This is a genomic window from Sphingobium indicum BiD32, from assembly GCF_000382885.1.
In the GTDB taxonomy this organism is placed as follows: Bacteria; Pseudomonadota; Alphaproteobacteria; order Sphingomonadales; family Sphingomonadaceae; genus Sphingobium; species Sphingobium japonicum_C.
The window spans coordinates 1-3912 of sequence record NZ_CAVK010000020.1 but is presented as its reverse complement, the minus strand read 5'-3'; the positions used below and the strand labels follow the sequence as shown (position 1 = coordinate 3912).

Sequence of the window (3912 nt, the reverse complement as noted above, 5' to 3'; positions counted from 1 at the left end):
AACCCCGTGGGACACGACCTGTCGAAGGGCCGTTTTTCTTTGATCCAAGCGTTACGCCCCAAGAAAAGGACAGTCCTTCGACGGGCTCAGGACAAACGGAATTTCCATATGTGCCCCCCTCAAAGGGCAGGGGAATTGCATATGACTTCCCCTTATCCCTCCAACGTCATGCTGAACTCGTTTCAGCATCCATCGTGCCCCAAAAGCCGCAGTTCGAGACGAGAAATGGATCCTGAAATAAATTCAGGATGACGATGAAGGAGGGGACAGTTTCATATGCGATAGCCCTCCCCTTGCAGGGGAGGATCTTTGCCTTACCGCTCCGACAGATAATAACGCTCGATCGCGCTCAGATCGTCGGCCAGTTCATAGACGATCGGCTGGCCGGTCGGGATTTCCAGTTCGGTAATCTCGTCGTCGGGAATGTTCGACAGATGTTTGACCAGCGCGCGCAGCGAATTGCCGTGGGCCGAAATCAGCACCCGCTTGCCTGCTTTCAGATCGGGCGCGATCGTCGCCTCCCAATAGGGCAGCACGCGCGCGATCGTGTCTTTCAGGCTCTCGGTCGATGGAATCGCGATCCCGGCATAACGGCGGTCCTTGCTCAGGTCGAACTCGCTGCCCGCTTCCAGCACCGGCGGCGGAATGTCGAAGCTGCGGCGCCAGATCTTGACCTGCGCGTCGCCATGCTTGGCCGCCGTCTCCGCCTTGTCCAGGCCGGTCAGCCCGCCATAATGGCGTTCGTTCAGCCGCCAGTCCTTCTCCACCGGCAGCCACAGCCGCCCCATTTCCTCCAGCGCCAGATTGAGCGTCTTGATCGCGCGGGTCTGGAGCGAGGTATAGCATTGGTCGAAATCCAGCCCCTTGGCCTTCATCAACTGCCCCGCCGCGCGCGCTTCGCCCGCGCCCTTCTCGGTCACGTCCACGTCCCACCAGCCGGTGAAGCGGTTTTCCAGGTTCCATGACGACTGGCCATGGCGGATGAGGACGAGGGTGGGCATCGGGCATGTCTCCTGCGCGTCTGGGAAAACTATGCCCCCCATAGCGCGCGAAATGCCGGGCGCAAGGTTGCAGCCGCGCGCCCGCCCCCCACATTGCAGTCGAACGGCCGATACGATAGCCCGATACGGGCAGCAGATAAGGAACATCCACTTGGCATTTGTGAAGGGCGCGTGGCGCATATTGGTCGCGATCAAGGACGGGCTGGTCCTGCTCTTCCTGCTGCTGTTCTTCGGCGCGCTCTATGCCGCCCTCTCCTTCTCGCCCCGGCCCGCCGCCGGCATCAGCGCGGGCGCGCTGCTGCTCGACCTTGACGGCACCATCGTCGAGCAACCGGCCGAGGTTGATCCTTTCTCGCTCCTGTCCGGCTCCGGCCCCGACATGAAGGAATATCGCCTGTCCGACATCGTCACCGCGCTGGAAGCGGCAAAGACGGACAGCAAGGTCAAGGCGGTCGTGCTGAACCTGGATGGCTTCATGGGCGGCGGTCAGGTCGCCATCGCCCGCGTCGGTCAGGCGCTCGACGCCTTACGCGCAGCGAAAAAGCCGGTGCTGGCCTACGCGACCCTCTATACCGACGACAGCTACCAACTGGCCGCCCACGCCAGTGAAGCGTGGAGCGATCCGCTGGGCGGCGTCGCGATCATGGGCCGGGGCGGGTCGGGTCTCTATTATAAGGGGCTGATCGACAAGCTCGGAGTCAACACCCATGTCTATCGCGTCGGCACCTATAAAAGCTTCGTCGAACCCTATATCCGCGCCGACCAGTCCCCCGAAGCCAAGCAGGCCAATCAGGCTTTGGCCGATACGCTCTGGCAGAATTGGCAGGATGATGTCGCCAAGGCCCGGCCAAAGGCGAAGATCGCCTCCTATGCCGCCGACCCGGTCGCCGCCGCCCGCGCCGCCAAGGGCAATATGGCGCAGGCCGCGCTCTCCGCTGGTCTCATCGACAAATTGGGCGATGCCACCGCGTTCGGCACCCGCGTCGCGGAGATTGCAGGCGAAGGGTCCGATGCCAAGGCAGGCACCTTCGCCAAGATCGACCTCGCCGCCTATGTGAAGGCGCGCAAGCCCGCCAATGACGGCCAGATCGGCGTGCTGACGATCGCGGGCAATATCGTCGATGGCGAAGCGGGTCCCGGCACGGCAGCGGGCGACACGATTTCGGACCTGCTGCTGACCGCGCTCAACGAAAAGGATCTGAAAGCCCTGGTCGTGCGCGTCGATTCGCCGGGCGGCTCAGTCCTGGCATCGGAAAAGATCCGTAACGCCATTTTGGCGGCCAAGGCGGACGGGCTGCCCGTTATCGTGTCCATGGGCAATGTCGCGGCCAGCGGCGGCTATTGGGTCTCCACCCCCGCCGACATGATCTTTGCAGAGCCGGACACCATCACCGGCTCGATCGGCGTGTTCGGCATCCTCCCCAGCTTTGAAGGCACGCTCGCCAAGATGGGCGTCACCACCGACGGCGTGGCCACCACGCCCCTGTCGGGCCAGCCCGATCTGGCAGGCGGCACCTCCCCGCAATTCGACGCGATCATGCAGATGGGAGTCGAGGATATCTATCGCCGCTTCGTCGGCCTCGTGGCCCAATCGCGCCGCAAGACGCCGCAACAGATCGACACGATCGCACAGGGCCGCGTCTGGGACGGCGGCACCGCCCGCCAGATCGGGCTGGTCGATCGTTTCGGCGGGCTGGAGGACGCCATCGCCGAAGCCGCCCGCCGCGCCAAGATCGACCCCAAAACCGCCCGCGCCTATACTATCGAAAAGAAGCCCGACAAATGGGCCGAATGGATCGAGGCCATGGCGCAGCGCGACAGCGACGACGCAGGCGCGCCCCGCGACTTGCTGGCACGTCAGGCGATGGTCCAGCGCGGCTGGGCGATGCAGGCGGTCGGGGATGTGCGGGCGCTGGTCACCGGCGCAGGCATCCGCGCCGACTGCCTGGAATGCCGCAGCTATGGCGCACCAAAGCCGCGCAACGCGGCGGAAGAACGCGGCGTGATGGCGATGATCGCGGGGCTGTGGCGGTAGCAGCCCCCTTCTCCCCACGGGGGAGAAGGATACGTAGCCTTACCGAACGCAGTGAGGTTAGGCGAAGTTGGAAGAGGGGGTTCGACGCCAATACCGCGCACAGCCGTCAGGTCAGCACACCCTCTCCCAGCTACGACTAGGCAGCAAGCTGCCAAGTCTGCGCAACCCTCTCCCTCGAGGGAGAGGGTATTTCACCCCTCCTCATCCCGATACACCGGCAACCCCAGCCCCCGCCATATCGCCACCGCGCGCAGCACGAACCCCACCAGCGCCGCAATCACCCCCGCGACCGGCACGTCCAGCCCGACCATCCGCAGCACGACGAACAGCCCCGCCGCCACCGCCGCCGCCGTCACATAAAGTTCGGGCCGCAACAGGATCGACGGCTCGCCCGCCAGCAGATCGCGCATGATGCCCCCGACGCAGCCCGTCACCACGCCCATCATCCCGGCGACAAAGGGCGGCACGCCGAAACTCATCGCCTTGGCCGCGCCGAACACCGCGAACGCCGCCAGCCCGATCGCGTCCAGCCAGTCGAGCGCCCGCTCGCTCCAGAAGCGGCGCGGCGTACACCAGACGATCACCGCCGCGCACATGCAGGTGATGGCAGGCGCGGCATCCACCACCCAGAATATCGGCGCGCCGATCAGCAGGTCGCGCAACGTGCCGCCACCCACCCCCGTCACCAGCGCGAAGAAAGCGAAGGTCACCAAAGTCTGCCGCAACCGCGCCGCCGCCAGCGCCCCAGACGCGGCGAATACGAAGGTACCGATAATGCTGAGCGTCTCCAGCACCGGGCCGATCGAGGTGGCGAGGAGGGGCACGGAAGAAGCCATGACTATACACTACGTCCGTTCGTTTCGAGCGAAGTCGAGA

Annotated in this window: 3 protein-coding genes; 1 reads left to right on the top strand and 2 read right to left on the bottom strand. The window is 64.7% G+C overall.

The window, feature by feature from the left end; genetic code table 11:
* Positions 1-314 precede the first annotated feature (314 nt).
* Positions 315-1001, bottom strand: coding sequence for a 2,3-diphosphoglycerate-dependent phosphoglycerate mutase (gene gpmA / locus EBBID32_RS02180; RefSeq protein ID WP_006949882.1), 687 nt, complete (start codon positions 999-1001; stop codon positions 315-317).
* A 151-nt stretch (positions 1002-1152) separates the two neighbouring features.
* Here gpmA and sppA point away from each other — a divergent pair, with 151 nt between their 5' ends.
* Positions 1153-3036, top strand: a complete 1884-nt coding sequence (sppA, locus tag EBBID32_RS02175) for a signal peptide peptidase SppA (RefSeq protein ID WP_006949881.1) — start codon at positions 1153-1155, stop codon at positions 3034-3036.
* 191 nt (positions 3037-3227) lie between these two features.
* On the opposite strand, the gene EBBID32_RS02170 is transcribed toward sppA, so the two are convergent.
* On the bottom strand, positions 3228-3872 hold the full coding sequence (locus EBBID32_RS02170; protein WP_037488276.1) for a trimeric intracellular cation channel family protein: 645 nt from the start codon (positions 3870-3872) through the stop codon (positions 3228-3230).
* Positions 3873-3912 lie beyond the last annotated feature (40 nt).